This window comes from Mitsuokella multacida DSM 20544, from assembly GCF_000155955.1.
GTDB classification, from domain to species: domain Bacteria; phylum Bacillota; class Negativicutes; order Selenomonadales; family Selenomonadaceae; genus Mitsuokella; species Mitsuokella multacida.
The window spans coordinates 100,657-113,810 of the sequence record NZ_GG697142.2 but is presented as its reverse complement, the minus strand read 5'-3'; the positions used below and the strand labels follow the sequence as shown (position 1 = coordinate 113,810).

Sequence of the window (13,154 nt, the reverse complement as noted above, 5' to 3'; positions counted from 1 at the left end):
CATGAACGTATTTCCTGACGTCCTCATTATACCATATGTATGTCTCCGCACCACTCACTTCACCTTCACGCTGCGGTCCGACTGGCGCGAGTGGCGGAAAAAAGCAAAGCGCTCTAAGCGCATCTGCCACGACAGCATCATGTGGTGCAAGGTCATGAGCGGGTGATGCAGGAGCATGCGCGGGCCGCCGTAGCGCATGATCGTCTGGATCTCTTGGCGCCGCGCCGGCGCGTAGCAGTGTATCGGGCAGACGCTGCAGAAGCTCTTGACCTCCATGCGCGGGCAGGCGGCGATGCGCGCCTCTGCGTAGTGGGCGAGCTCCTCACACTTCGGACAGAGCCCGCTGCGCTTGCCGTGATGGTCATGGCAGTAGATCTCGATGATCTTGGCCACCGTCTCCTGCTCCCGCTGCCGCTTCTTCTCGACATCCATGATATCGCCTCTTTCCTGTATTCCAAGTCCATGTATCTTCTATCGTACCTACTATCGTAACAAAAAAAGAAGAGCAGCGCGTTAACTTTTGTTACGCGCTGCTCCTGTGGATAAGTCGGAGCCTTCCGCACAAGTTATCCACAATTTGCACAGCAGTTATCCACCAAAAGTGTGGATAACTGCTGACTTGTCAAGGTCATATGTCTTCTTTCTTCTGGAAGAATGACAGCACAAGGCCGATTACCGTCCCGCAGATGGCCGGCACGACCCAGCCCATCGTCAGCTTGTAGAACGGCAGGTAGGCCGTCAAAAGCTGGTTGAGCGGATGAAAGTGGATGCCGGCCGCATTGAGACCGTCGATCAGGGCGAAGACGAGCGTGAGGTTCAGCGCCCAGTGATAGATGCTCTTGCGCCAGCCGATGACGCGGTCGAACAGCGAGAGGATGACGAAGACGATGACGAGCGGGTAGATCGTCACGAGGAACGGCACGGCCAAGGCGATGATCTGCGTGAGGCCGACATTGGAGACGGCAAAGCTGAAGAGCGTAAAGAGAAGCAGCAATCGCTCGTAGGAGACCTTCTTCTTGAGGAGCTGGTTGAAGAACCAGGCGCCGCCTGAGAGCATGCCGCAGCTCGTCGTCAGGCAGGCCAGGATAATGATAGCCGCCAGGAGGCCGTTGCCGGCCGTGCTGAAGAAGATGCTGACGGCGCTCGCGAGCAGCTGGCCGCCGTTAGCCGAATGGCCGAGCACAGCGGCACTCGTCGCACCGAGATACGCGAGTGAGCCGTAGACGCAGGCCATAAGCGTGACGGTGATGAGGCCGGCAATCAGGCAGATGCGGCCGATCGCGCGGTTGTCCGTGACGCCGCGCATGCGCACGGCGTTGACGACGAGCGTACCGATGGCAACCGATGCCAAGAGATCCATCGTCTGGTAGCCGTCCTGGAAGCCCTGCGTGAACGGCGCATCGATGTAGTTGCCCGTCGCCGGCAAGATCGTGCCGAGCGGCGTGGCAAAAGCCTTGATGAACAATACGGCCAGCACGATGAGCAGGACCGGCGTCAGGAGCTTGCCGACGCGATCGATGAGCTTGTTGGGGTTCAGCGAGAGGTAGTACGAAGCGCCGAAGAACAGCGCCGTGTAGACGGCCTGCCCCACCATCAGCGAGTCCTCCTGCAGGAACGGGCGGATGCCAATCTCAAACGAGACGGCTCCTGTTCGCGGCACGGCAAAGACCGGGCCGATGCAGAGGTAGAGCACGACAAGCAGCGCCGTTGCGAACCACGGGTAGGTCCTGCTGTTGATGAGCTCGATGTAGCGGCCGCCCTGCAGCGCGATGGCCGTGATGCCCAGGAGCGGCAGGCCGACGCCCGTCGTCAGGAAGCCCAGCATCGCCAGCGGCGTGCTCGTGCCTGCCGCCTGTCCTAGTGCCGGCGGGAAAATCAGATTGCCCGCGCCGAAGAAGATGGAGAACATCATGAAGCCGATGGTGAGCAGTTCGCTCTTCTTGAATGAATTCATGGATTGATTCCTTTTCCTTTTCATTATTTTCACTTAACTTTTCAGCCAGCGATACTAATTGTATCACAGGATGTACATCTGCGCAAGACCACGTGTCTCTTTGTAAAGGAATCCGAACACAAAGAGCGCCTCTGACCGCGCATATGGTATAATAGAGAAAACGCAGCGAAAAGGAAGTGTCTCCCCATGGCAGAAGAAATCTCGAACGAGAAAAAAGAGAAAAATGCGCCCGTCAGCATCCACAGGGCTCACGGGCAGGAGCAGCAGATCAAGATGGACGTCCTCGACATGGTCAACCGTGCCGAAGACCCGTTCGCCATTATCTACCACCTGGTCAAATGGCTCGGTGAGTTCTCCGGCGAACCCAGTTACGCCAAATACGTCGAGGACCAGATCCGCGCGGTCTACGGCCTCGCCCTGCAGCATGTCAAGCCCATGCAGGACGAACTCGCTGAAGTCGAGGCGCGCCTCAAGCGCATCGAGGCTGCCTACGAGAAGCCGGAGTTCACCGAAGAGGAACGCATCCGCATCGGCTTCGCGATCCAGCACCACAAGGAGAACATCGAGCGTCTCAAGGTCCTGATCAAGCAGGCCAAGGCCAACCACTCGAAGATGACCATCGAGAAAGACTGACCACATCAAAAAACAGACACAAAAAGAAAGAGGAGACGGCCCACGAGCATCATGCTCGTGCGTCGTTTCCTCTTTCTTTCTATGTGCCTATGTGCGTTATGCGTGTGTTATGCCTCAGTCGAGTACATATACCGTCACATAGCGGCGGCCAAAGTCCATTGCCTGGCCGTAATCCTCCATGCAGAGGTCGATGCGGTCGCCGACGATGGCGCCGCCCGTGTCAGCCGCGATGGCTTCGCCGTAGCCTGGGATGTAGAGGCGCGTCCCGAGCGGGATCACGTCCGTATCGACGGCTGCGATGCCGTACTGGGCCGGCATGCCTGAGGCCGTGATGCCGTCACCGCCGCCATCCCACGGCAGGTACGCCGTCGCTTCCATCGTGTAGACTGCGCTGTAGGGTGTCATGCCATATGAGGTCTCAACTTGTTCTCTTGCGGGTTCTGGTTCGGTGATGGCCTGCGCTGCTGCGCTGTCTGTCACCGCTATGTCCATATTGCTGTGAATTTTCGCGTCCATGCCCGGCGATGCGGTCACATCGTCCGGATTGTAGCCCTGCTCGAGGAGGGCGTCTTTGACTGTCCGAGTGCTGGTCAGGACTTCCTTTTTCTGTCCCTGGTAATCAATCGTGATAGGGACCGCTCGATAAATCGTGATGTCTGTACTTCTGTCGTCGAGTTTCTGTAACTGGTAGGAATCTTTGGCGCTGAGTTTCACGCCAGCTCGTTCAAGTATTGCTTCTGGATTTCTGTGTATTGTGCTGAGTTCAATCGTGCGTCCATCGACATGGATCTGTACCTGATGTGCATTGTCGGGTGCGCCAGCGCGCGTGAATCCCGCCGTCATCATGAGCATGATGACCAGCGTCATGCATACCAGGATCTTCTTTTCGGCTTTGTTGTGCAAGGAAATGAGTCGTCTTATACTCATTCAATCCCCCCTTTTTTTGTGATGGGAACCTTAGGAGAACAATTTCAGTATAGCATGGCAAAACGAGCAGTGTCAAACTGCATGGTTCTATTGTCCCACTTGAAGCTGAAATCAACCTGAAAAATGGGAATGAAAAAGTGGTGAGCCGCTCTTTCATCGAGCCACTCACCACTTTTATGTTTTATGCTTATAGACCGTATAATCGGACCGCATTCTCGGTGGTCCTCGCCGCCACTTCTTCCAGCGTCATGCCGCGCAATTCGGCTACTTTCTCGGCGACGAATCGCACATACGCAGGTTCGTTCCGCTTGCCGCGCATCGGCACTGGCGCCATGTATGGGGCATCCGTCTCAACGAGCAGGCGTTCCATCGGCACGGCCTTGACGATCTCCGGCAGCTTCGCCGCGTTCTTGAAGGTCAGCGGGCCGTCGACGCCGATGTACCAGCCCATCTTGATGAGCTCTCTGGCCATCTCATAGCTGCCTGAGTAGCAATGCAGGACGCCGCGGATGCCCTTTCCCTCTTTCTTGAGGATGGCGAGCGTGTCGCCGTGGGCGTCGCGGTCGTGGATACAGACGGGCATGTGCAGCTCACGCGCAAGGTCAAGCTGGCGGATGAAGATGCGACGCTGGAGTTCGCGCCGTTCCGCATCCTTTTCCCAGTAGTAGTCGAGGCCAATCTCACCGATGGCGACGACCTTTGGCATGTCCGTCCAGCCCGCGAGGATGTCGTCCTCGCGCGAGGTCATCTCAAAGGCTTCCTCCGGATGGATGCCGACGCCGGCGTAGAGACCGTCGTAGGCCTCGGCTAGGTTGACAGCTACCTCTGATGAGGCGAGCGTATCGCCCATGTTGACCATGCGCGTGACGCCGGCCGCTCTGGCACGCTCCACCGTCTCTTTGACATCGTCCTGGAACTTCGCGTCATTGAGATGCGTGTGCGTGTCGACGAGTTCGATGCCCATCAGCGCACCTCGGTACCCGCCGGCATGTTGACCTCGAGCACCTTGAGCCCCTTGCCGTCGCTGGCTGCCAGGATCATGCCCTCCGAGACGACGCCGCGGAGTTTGGCCGGCTTGAGGTTGGCGACGAGCACGACGTGCTTGCCGACGAGCTCATCAGGCTGGTAGAACTGCGCGATGCCCGAGACGACCTGGCGCTGCGGCTGGCCCTCGCCGAGGCTCAGCTGGAGCTTCAGCAGCTTGTCGGCCTTCGGCACCGGCTCGGCTGCCACGACTTCTGCCACGCGCAGCTTGACCTTGCCGAAGTCCTCGATGCCAATCACGCCGGGCACCTCTTCCTTCGGCTCTGCCTTCTTCTGCTTAACGGCCTTCTCCTGCTTTGCCTTCTTGGCAGGCTTCTCCTCTGCCTCTTTCTCGACTTCGATGCGCGGGAAGAGCTGCTCCGGCTCACCGACCTTGAGTCCTGCTGGCACGCCGCCCCACGACTCGATGTCCTCGATTTGGACATCCTTGAACGCCTGTGGCAGGTTGAGCTGCTTCCAGATGCGCTCTGCCGTGACCGGCATGAACGGGGAGATCAGCACGCTGATGATGCGCAGGGATTCAGCCAAGTTGTACATGACGTTGGCAAGTTCCTGCTTCTTGGCAGGGTCTTTGGCCAGAGCCCATGGCGTCGTCTCGTCGATGTACTTGTTCGCGCGGCTGATGAACGCCCAGACCTTCTTGATAGTGGCAGAGAGCTGCATGTCCTTCATGTTCTTCTCGAAGAAGTCCACCGTCTCCTTGGCGTCCGCCTTGAGCGACTTGTCGACTTCGCTCTCGCCCTGCGGTGCGAGCAGGACGCCATTCTGGAACTTGATGGTCATGTTGAGCGTGCGGTGCAGCAGGTTGCCGAGATCGTTCGCGAGGTCGCTGTTGATGCGCTGGATCAGGGCATCGCGCGAGAAGTTGCCGTCCTGGCCGAGGTTGATCTCGCGCAGCAGGAAGTAGCGGATGGCATCGGCGCCGAATTCGTCGATAAGACCATTCGGATCGACGACATTGCCCTTGGACTTTGACATCTTGTCGCCGTCGACGATGAGCCAGCCGTGGCCATAGACCTTCTTCGGCAGCGGCAGGTCGAGCGCCATGAGGATGCACGGCCAGATGATCGTGTGGAAACGCACGATCTCCTTGCCGACGAGGTGCAGGTCAGCCGGCCAGTACTTGTGGAACTTCTCCGGGGCGTCGAGGAAGCCGATCGGCGTCAGGTAGTTCGTCAGTGCGTCGAACCAGACGTAGATGACGTGCTTCGGATCGATGGGGACCGGGATGCCCCAGTTGAACGAGGTGCGCGAGATGCAGAGGTCGTCGAGGCCCTGCTTGATGAAGTTGATCATCTCGTTGCGGCGCGAGACCGGCTGGATGAAGTCCGGATGGTCCTCGATGTACTGCAGCACGCGGTCCGCATACTTGCTCATCTTGAAGAAGTACGCCTCCTCGGAGACTTCCTGCACCGGGCGGTGGCAGTCCGGGCAGCATCCGTTCTCGTCGAGTTGGTGTTCCGTCCAGTAGCTCTCGCACGGCGTGCAGTAGAGGCCTTTGTAGGCACCCTTGTAGATGTCACCCTTCGCGTAGATGCGGTTGAAGATCTCCTGCACGACGCGCTCGTGGCGCTTCTGCGTCGTGCGGATGAAGTCATCGTTGCTGATGTGGAGGCGTTTCCAGAGATTCTGGAAGCCCGCCACGATCTTATCGACGTACTCGATTGGCGTGACGCCAGCCTCTTCGGCCTTCTGCTGGATCTTCTGGCCGTGCTCGTCCGAGCCCGTCAGGAAGAAGACATCGTCGCCGATGAGGCGATGGAAGCGCGCGATTGAATCCGCGATCGTCGTGCAGTAAGCGTGTCCGATGTGGAGCTTGGCACTCGGATAGTAGATCGGCGTCGTGATGTAGAATGGTTTCTTTTCCGTCATGAAAGTTCCTCCCCGTTAGGCGCTAATGGAACGCCTGCGTAAAATTCACTGGATCCTTGCGAATCGATTGTGTTCACTATATTATAAAACAATTTTCCGCAAATGGAAATAAGCGCGGCTCACTTGAGGCAGGCTTCGAAGATGAACTGGTTGGCAAGCACGTTCATGTTCGCCGAATTGATGTCGGCCGCCTCGCCGAGGGCCTGCCATGCCTTCTCGTACTTCTTCTGCCGGATGTAGGCGACGGCCTGCGCGTTCTTGGCATCGGCCGTCTGCGGCGTCAGGCGCAGCGCCTCCTGGAAGTCAGCGAGTGCCTCCGACTCCTTCTTCTGGTCCAGCGCGATGAGGCCGCGGTTGTACCAGGCCTGCATGAACTCCGGACTGAGCTTCAGCAGCGCATCGTAGGTCTTGAGCGCATCCTTGTGCCTGCCCTCGCGCTGCTGTGTTATAGCGAGGTTGTAATGCGCAGCCATCGAGTCGGACTTGAGCCCGACTGCCTGCCGGAAGTCCGACTCGGCCTGCTTGTAATCAGCGCGGTTGAAGTAGACGATGCCGCGGTACAGGTAGGAATTGGCCTCATCCGGCATCTGGCGGACCTTCTTCTCTGCGGCGGCCAGCGATGCGTCGGAGCCATCCGGCGCCTGTGCCTGCTGCCAGAGATAGAGGATCTCCTGGCCGTAGCGCGTGCCAGGCACGGCCCAGACGCCGTTGAGCCCCGTCCACTTCGTGATGTGGCCGTGGATGTCGGGGCGGTTGCGGACGACGTGGTTGTAGCGCGGGTCGACGATCGCGCTGTGCGGCCGCTCCTGCGTGGCGTAGGCCATGAGGTGCTGGATGTGGGCGCGCACACCGAGCTGCGGCGTCGCGAAGCTCGCGCCCGGCTCGCGGTTGCCCGTCGCGCCGAGCCCGCAGAAGTTGTTCTGTTTTGGCGAGACATCGCCGCCATAGGCGAAGAAGCCCGTCTCCTTCAGGGCCTGGCAGAGCGCGATGTCCGGCCGGATGCCCTCGCGCCCGGCCTCCTCATAGTAGTAGCGGACGATGTCCTCGACCGAGCAGTTGAGCTTCGGCTGCGGGTTGCGCTTTTCGATGTAATGGACCATCTGCTCTTCTGATGCTTCGGCCGCGCCCATGATCGTGATGGTGTCGGCAGCGGCCTCCGCCTCGAGCATCGGTTCCTCGTAGGCCGGCGCCAAGCGCCACTTGACGCTGTCCATCGCCCGACGGTTGACCTTGCCCGCCATCTTCTCGGGGAACGAAGGCCGCCCCGGTATCGTGCGCACCGATGCAGGGACTGCCGCCTTGACCGGAGCAGCAGACGTCGAGGCCGCCGTCGCTACCGTCGAGGCGGTCGCTGCGGCAGCCTGGGCCGTCATCGGCATGAGCATGGACGGCAGCGAATAGAACGAGGCCCCGCAGAGTGCAGTGGCCAGCATCACACGCGAAATCTTCATAGAAACCTCCAATTTGTCATTTATCGTTTTTGACCATTATACCATATAAAAATGCCCTCCGCCGCTTGCGCTTTGGAGAGCATTAAGGATCTCATTATTCTGGTATTTTGCAGGGACCTGTCGATTCGCGCGTGATCAGGATATTCTCGAGCGTGATGCGCTTGCTCTGGCCGCCATGGATCATCTCGACGAGCACGGCCGCGGCATTGCTGCCGAGCTGAAACATGTTCTGGTCCATCGTCGTGATCTGTGGTTCCACGAGCTTGGAGAGCGTGATGTTATCGAAGCCGATGACTGAGATGTCCTCCGGCACGCTGAGGCCGAGGCGCTTGCAGGCGCGGATGGCACCTGTCGCCATGAGGTCGTTGCAGCAGAAGATTGCCGTCGGGTCAAGCGTCGGTATCGTCTTCATGAGCTTGATGCGCGCGGACGTCACCGTATCGATGTTGTTACCCTCGCCGATGTCGACGATATGGTCCTCATCAAAGAGGCCGCGCTCGGTCATGAAAGCGCGATAGGCCCTCTCCTTGACCGTATAGGAATCGGAATTCTCACCGCGGACGAAGAGGATGCGCTTGTGGCCGAGCCCCGTCAGGTACTCAAGGGCCTGCCGCGTGCCGAGCGCCTCGTCGTTGGCGACGTAGGAGACATTCGGGATGCGGTGGTAGCCATTGATGAAGACGAGCGGCACGCGCTTGACGATGCGGCGGTAGAAGTCCTCGCGCAGGCCCTGCGTGTTCGGACTGATGACGATGATGCCGGAGACACTGCGCGAGACGAGCGCATTGATGCACTCCATCTCGAGCTCCGGATCATTCTGTGCACAGTTCAGGAGCAAGGAATACCCCTGGCGGCGCATGGACTTCTCGATGCCATCGATGACCTCTGCGAAGAACATGTTGTAGAGGCCGGGCACCACGACGCCAATCGTCGAGGAATGGCGCGTGTTGAGCTCGCGGGCCTGCACATTCGGCACGTACTGCAGCGCATTGATGGCCGCCTGGACGCGCTCCCGCGTCTCCGGCTTGACGGGATAGTTCCCGTTGACCACACGCGATACCGTCGCCACCGAAACGCCTGCCTCCTTGGCTACATCCACGATCGTGGCTTTCTTCTTCATTTCCATTGGTGTTCCCTGCTTTCTTTGGATCTGGAGACTCGTCCTCAATCCTCAGCAGCAGTTGCGACAAAGCGATCAAACGCTTCCATGCCCTTTGCGTCACGCTTGTAGACGCCAGCATGGGTGAGAACAATCTCGAATACCTTACCGATCTCTTCCTGGAGGATGCCTTCTACATTCTCCTGCGAGACCTCTGGATACTTCTCGCGGAGCATCTTGTACCAGTCTGCATGGCTGGCAATCTCCGGCATGCCCGAGATGTCAGGCGTACCCTTGACGAGCTCTGCGCCGAGGAGAGCCATCTCCTTCTTGAGGCGGGCTGGCAGCACAGCGAGGCCCATGACCTCGATGAGGCCGATGTTCTCCTTCTTGATATGGTGCACTTCGGCATGCGGATGGAAGAGCCCGAGCGGATGCTCTTTCGTCGTGCGGTTGTTGCGCAGCACGAGGTCAAGCTCGTAGAGGCTGCCGCGGCGGCGCGCGATTGGCGTGATCGTGTTGTGCGGTGTGCCGTCCGTCTCTGCGAGGATCTCAACGCTCGGGTCGCTGTACTTGCGCCATGCGCCGAGAATCTTCTCGGCGAGATCAGCCAGCTCTTCGCGGTCCTCGCCCTGCAGGCGGATCGTCGACATCGGCCATTTGACGCGGCCGACCTTGATGTTCTCAAAGCCCGGGAAGGTGTACGTCTTCTCGATTGGAGCCTTGGCCATCGCGAAGGTGTAGCGGCCGCCCTGGTAGTGGTCGTGCGAGAGGATGGAGCCGCCGACAATCGGCAGGTCTGCATTCGAGCCGAGGAAGTAGTGCGGGAAGATCGTCACGAAGTCCAAGAGATTCTCGAAGCTCTTGCGCGAGACCTTCATCGGCACGTGCTTGCGATTCAGGACAATGCAATGTTCATTATAATACGTGTAAGGGGAATACTGCAAGAACCAGCGGTGTGCGGAGAGGCGCAGCGGGATCAGGCGATGCGTCTCTCGCGCCGGATGACCCGGATGGCCGGCATATCCTTCGTTCTCGCGGCAGAGCAGGCATTTCGGGTATCCAGACGACGGCGCGAGCTTTGCCTTGGCGATGTCGCGCGGGTCCTTCTCCGGCTTCGAGAGGTTGATCGTGATGTCGAGGTCACCGTACTCCGTCGCCGTCTTCCAGATGATGTTCTTGTCGATGCGGTCCTTGCGGATGTAGTTCGACGCGATGCTCATCTTGTAGAACTCGTCCGTCGCGGCCTTCGGGCTGCGAGCGTAGTCGCTGCGGAAGCGGCGCACGACCTCAGACGGGCGCGGCATCACGCAGTCCATGATGCGCGTGTCGAAGAGATCGCGGTTTTCCGTCGTGTTCTCGATGAGCCCCTTCTCAGCGGCGTAGTCGAGCATGTTCTCGAGGATTGGCATCGCCGTCGGCAGCTTCTCGTCGACGAACTCCGGCTCGAATGCGTCTACCTTGAGGACGTCGAGCAGGCGGTTGGCTGCATAGTAGTAGTCGTCCTCATTGATCAGCATGTTCTGCTTGGCAAAATTCAACAAGCGGTTGATTTCCGTATTGATGGACATGATTTTCCTTCCTTTCGGATTTTCTCGGCTCTCGGCTCCTGAAGAGCCGCTGTCTTATTTCTCGTAGCCGTTCGGGTGCTTCTGATGCCAGGTCCAGGCCGTGCCGATGACCTGCTCGACATTCGTGTAGCGCGGCTTCCAGCCGAGGAGCTTGCGGGCTTTCTCCGAAGATGCGATGAGCTGGGCCGGGTCGCCAGCGCGGCGTGCGCCCATCTCGACCTTGATATCCTTGCCCGTCGCCTTCTTAGCTGCCTCGATCATCTCTTTGACCGAGAAGCCCTTGCCATTGCCGAGGTTGAAGATGTTGCTCTCGCCGCCCTTGCGCAGGTACTCGAGTGCCAGCACATGAGCGTCGGCGAGGTCGATGACGTGGATGTAGTCGCGCAGGCACGTGCCGTCCGGCGTCGGATAATCATCGCCGAACACCGTGATGTGGTCGCGCTTGCCGAGCGGAACCTGCAGGATCAGCGGAATGAGGTGCGTCTCCGGGTTGTGGTCCTCGCCGATGGAGCCATCGTCGAGTGCGCCGGCTGCATTGAAGTAGCGCAGCGAGACGTAGCGGATGCCGTCAGCGCGGCTGACCCACTTCATCATCTTCTCCATCGTGCGCTTCGACTCGCCGTACGGGTTCGTCGGCTCCGTCGGGTCGTCTTCCATGATCGGCACGCGCTTCGGCTCGCCATAGACAGCAGCCGTCGACGAGAAGACAATCTTGTCGACGTGGTTGCGCACCATCGACTCGAGCAGCACCTGCATGCCGTAGACGTTGTTGTTGAAATACTTCAAGGGTTTCTGGACGCTCTCGCCGACGAGGGAGTTCGCCGCAAAGTGAATGACGGCCTCGATGTCGTTCTCCGTGAAAATCTTGTCGAGAATGGCCGCATCGCGGATATCGCCCTCATAGAACTTCGCTTTCGGATTCAGGGCATCGCGGTGACCCGTCTGCAGATTGTCGACGATGACGACATCTTCGCCCTTCTCCACGAGCTGATGGACTGCATGAGAACCGATATAGCCAGCGCCGCCACAAACCAGAATAGACATATGTAATCTTCTCCTTTTTTCTTTCATGATACAACAGATTGCACCTGGAAATCTGACTGAGATGTTAACTTCTTGTTAAACCAACCTTGCCTGCATCACTCTTCAATGCGATGCGTGCCGTCCGAGATGCTGGCCACGACAAAGCTCGGTGCATAGCCGATCTTCTTCGTGTACTGCTCGCCGACGTTCTTCTTGAAGGCTTCGATTGCGTCGTTCTTGACGAGGCTGACCGTGGAGCCGCCGAAGCCCGCGCCCGTCATGCGCGAACCGATGACACCGTCCTGCTGCCATGCGATCTCTGCGAGCGTGTCGAGCTCCTTGCCCGTCACTTCGTAGTCGTCGCGCAGCGAGAAGTGCGACTCGTTCATCAGGCGGCCGAACTCCTTCACATCGTTGTTCTCGAGAGCCTTGACAGCGTCGAGCGTGCGGTTGTTCTCGTAGACAGCGTGGCGTGCGCGGTGACGCTCGAGGACTTCCTCGATATGACCGGCGATCTGGTTGAACTCATCGTTGCCGAGCTCGCCGAGAGCCTTGAGGCCCGGCTTGACTTCCTTGAGCTCATTGAGCGCATGCTCGCACTGTGCGCGGCGGACGTTGTAGGCCGAGGATGCGAGGCTGTGCGGCTTGTTCGTATTCGTGATGACGATGCTCGCATCTTCGAGCGCGATCTTGCTGTAGCGATAAGCGAGCGTATTGCAGTCGAGCAGGATGGCGCAGTCCTTCTTGCCCATGCCGACAGCGAACTGGTCCATGATGCCGCAGTTGACGCCGACGAACTGGTTCTCGGCTTTCTGCGAGAGCTTGACCATCTCGATCATGTCGAGGCCAAAGCCGAATGCTTCATTGAGGATGACCGACGTCAGGACCTCCAGAGAAGCCGAAGAGGAAAGACCAGCGCCCGCCGGCAGCGTGCCGTAGATCAGGATGTCGAAGCCGTGCGTGGCCTTATGGCCGGCCTTCTCGAAGACATCGACGACGCCCATCGGATAGTTCGCCCAATCCTTGGCAGCGTCGTAGGAAAGGCCCGTCATCGGGAATTCGATGATGCCCTTGTCTGCGAGGTTCATCGAATAGATGCGCGTCGTCATGTCCTTGCGGTCTGCAACGACAGCGTACGTGCCGAGCGAGATTGCGCACGGGAAGACGTGGCCGCCGTTGTAATCCGTATGCTCGCCGATCAGGTTGACACGGCCCGGGGAGAAGTAGCTGCGCTCAGCCTGGCCACCGAACTGTTTCGTGAATTCCTGTTTCATCGTCGCTAAGATTTCCATTTTGTAACCCTCCATCTTTTCTGTAACCCTACATCGCCTTGCGTCCCGATTGGACGGCTCGTTGCTTTGGATACAAGCGCTTACCGGGTCAACACAGCACGGTAAACGTTTTCTTATAGCCCCTAAAAGAGGGTGCAAACCCGATTATTTACCGATTTGCACCTTCTTTTTTCTTGTTGTCTCTAGTTTACCGCTTCCGTCTTGTATTGTCAAGTATTATTGTAAACGTTTTCTGGAATTGTTTCTATGGCATAAAAAAGACCAGGCAGAAGCCTGGTCCTCTATAAC

Annotated in this window: 11 protein-coding genes; 1 reads left to right on the top strand and 10 read right to left on the bottom strand. The window is 58.6% G+C overall.

Going from position 1 to position 13,154, the window contains the following annotated elements:
- Positions 1-54 precede the first annotated feature (54 nt).
- Complete coding sequence (locus tag MITSMUL_RS07330) at positions 55-432, bottom strand: nitrous oxide-stimulated promoter family protein (protein WP_005841383.1); 378 nt, start codon at positions 430-432, stop codon at positions 55-57.
- Between the two features lie 196 nt (positions 433-628).
- Positions 629-1,954 carry a branched-chain amino acid transport system II carrier protein gene (gene brnQ / locus MITSMUL_RS07325; protein ID WP_040636022.1) on the bottom strand — a complete coding sequence of 442 codons (1,326 nt, stop codon included), beginning with the start codon at positions 1,952-1,954 and terminating at the stop codon, positions 629-631.
- A gap of 186 nt (positions 1,955-2,140) precedes the next feature.
- On the opposite strand from brnQ, the gene MITSMUL_RS07320 reads away from it, so the two are divergent.
- A complete protein-coding gene (locus MITSMUL_RS07320) occupies positions 2,141-2,587 on the top strand; it encodes a hypothetical protein (protein WP_005841377.1) in 447 nt (148 codons plus the stop codon).
- A gap of 114 nt (positions 2,588-2,701) precedes the next feature.
- Here the strand turns inward: MITSMUL_RS07320 and MITSMUL_RS07315 are convergent, their stop codons facing one another.
- From MITSMUL_RS07315 to MITSMUL_RS07280, 8 genes are all read right to left on the bottom strand, one after another.
- Positions 2,702-3,514, bottom strand: a complete 813-nt coding sequence (locus MITSMUL_RS07315; protein WP_005841376.1) for a G5 and 3D domain-containing protein — start codon at positions 3,512-3,514, stop codon at positions 2,702-2,704.
- Positions 3,515-3,701: 187 nt separating this feature from the next.
- On the bottom strand, positions 3,702-4,478 hold the full coding sequence (locus MITSMUL_RS07310) for a TatD family hydrolase (RefSeq protein ID WP_005841375.1): 777 nt from the start codon (positions 4,476-4,478) through the stop codon (positions 3,702-3,704).
- Positions 4,478-6,430, bottom strand: coding sequence for a methionine--tRNA ligase (gene metG / locus MITSMUL_RS07305; RefSeq protein ID WP_005841374.1), 1,953 nt, complete (start codon positions 6,428-6,430; stop codon positions 4,478-4,480). Before metG ends, MITSMUL_RS07310 begins: the two co-directional genes overlap by 1 nt.
- A 119-nt stretch (positions 6,431-6,549) precedes the next feature.
- Complete coding sequence (locus MITSMUL_RS07300; RefSeq protein ID WP_005841373.1) at positions 6,550-7,881, bottom strand: glucosaminidase domain-containing protein; 1,332 nt, start codon at positions 7,879-7,881, stop codon at positions 6,550-6,552.
- A gap of 94 nt (positions 7,882-7,975) precedes the next feature.
- Positions 7,976-9,007 carry a LacI family DNA-binding transcriptional regulator gene (locus MITSMUL_RS07295; RefSeq protein WP_005841372.1) on the bottom strand — a complete coding sequence of 344 codons (1,032 nt, stop codon included), beginning with the start codon at positions 9,005-9,007 and terminating at the stop codon, positions 7,976-7,978.
- A 38-nt stretch (positions 9,008-9,045) separates the two neighbouring features.
- Positions 9,046-10,551 (bottom strand): UDP-glucose--hexose-1-phosphate uridylyltransferase, encoded by a 1,506-nt coding sequence (gene galT / locus MITSMUL_RS07290; protein WP_005841371.1) that lies wholly within the window; start codon positions 10,549-10,551, stop codon positions 9,046-9,048.
- A gap of 54 nt (positions 10,552-10,605) precedes the next feature.
- Positions 10,606-11,595, bottom strand: a complete 990-nt coding sequence (galE, locus tag MITSMUL_RS07285) for a UDP-glucose 4-epimerase GalE (RefSeq protein WP_005841370.1) — start codon at positions 11,593-11,595, stop codon at positions 10,606-10,608.
- Between the two features lie 95 nt (positions 11,596-11,690).
- On the bottom strand, positions 11,691-12,866 hold the full coding sequence (locus MITSMUL_RS07280; RefSeq protein WP_040636021.1) for a galactokinase: 1,176 nt from the start codon (positions 12,864-12,866) through the stop codon (positions 11,691-11,693).
- Positions 12,867-13,154: the final 288 nt, after the last annotated feature.

What these genes read in the sequence shown, in the direction of transcription:
- MITSMUL_RS07330 (WP_005841383.1), bottom strand. Translation starts at nt 432, where the DNA reads ATGGATGTCGAGAAGAAGCGGCAGCGGGAGCAGGAGACGGTGGCCAAG.
- MITSMUL_RS07295 (WP_005841372.1), bottom strand. Translation starts at nt 9,007, where the DNA reads ATGGAAATGAAGAAGAAAGCCACGATCGTGGATGTAGCCAAGGAGGCA.
- MITSMUL_RS07300 (WP_005841373.1), bottom strand. Translation starts at nt 7,881, where the DNA reads ATGAAGATTTCGCGTGTGATGCTGGCCACTGCACTCTGCGGGGCCTCG.
- MITSMUL_RS07315 (WP_005841376.1), bottom strand. Translation starts at nt 3,514, where the DNA reads ATGAGTATAAGACGACTCATTTCCTTGCACAACAAAGCCGAAAAGAAG.
- MITSMUL_RS07280 (WP_040636021.1), bottom strand. Translation starts at nt 12,866, where the DNA reads ATGGAAATCTTAGCGACGATGAAACAGGAATTCACGAAACAGTTCGGT.
- MITSMUL_RS07310 (WP_005841375.1), bottom strand. Translation starts at nt 4,478, where the DNA reads ATGGGCATCGAACTCGTCGACACGCACACGCATCTCAATGACGCGAAG.
- metG (WP_005841374.1), bottom strand. Translation starts at nt 6,430, where the DNA reads ATGACGGAAAAGAAACCATTCTACATCACGACGCCGATCTACTATCCG.
- MITSMUL_RS07320 (WP_005841377.1), top strand. Translation starts at nt 2,141, where the DNA reads ATGGCAGAAGAAATCTCGAACGAGAAAAAAGAGAAAAATGCGCCCGTC.
- galE (WP_005841370.1), bottom strand. Translation starts at nt 11,595, where the DNA reads ATGTCTATTCTGGTTTGTGGCGGCGCTGGCTATATCGGTTCTCATGCA.
- galT (WP_005841371.1), bottom strand. Translation starts at nt 10,551, where the DNA reads ATGTCCATCAATACGGAAATCAACCGCTTGTTGAATTTTGCCAAGCAG.
- brnQ (WP_040636022.1), bottom strand. Translation starts at nt 1,954, where the DNA reads ATGAATTCATTCAAGAAGAGCGAACTGCTCACCATCGGCTTCATGATG.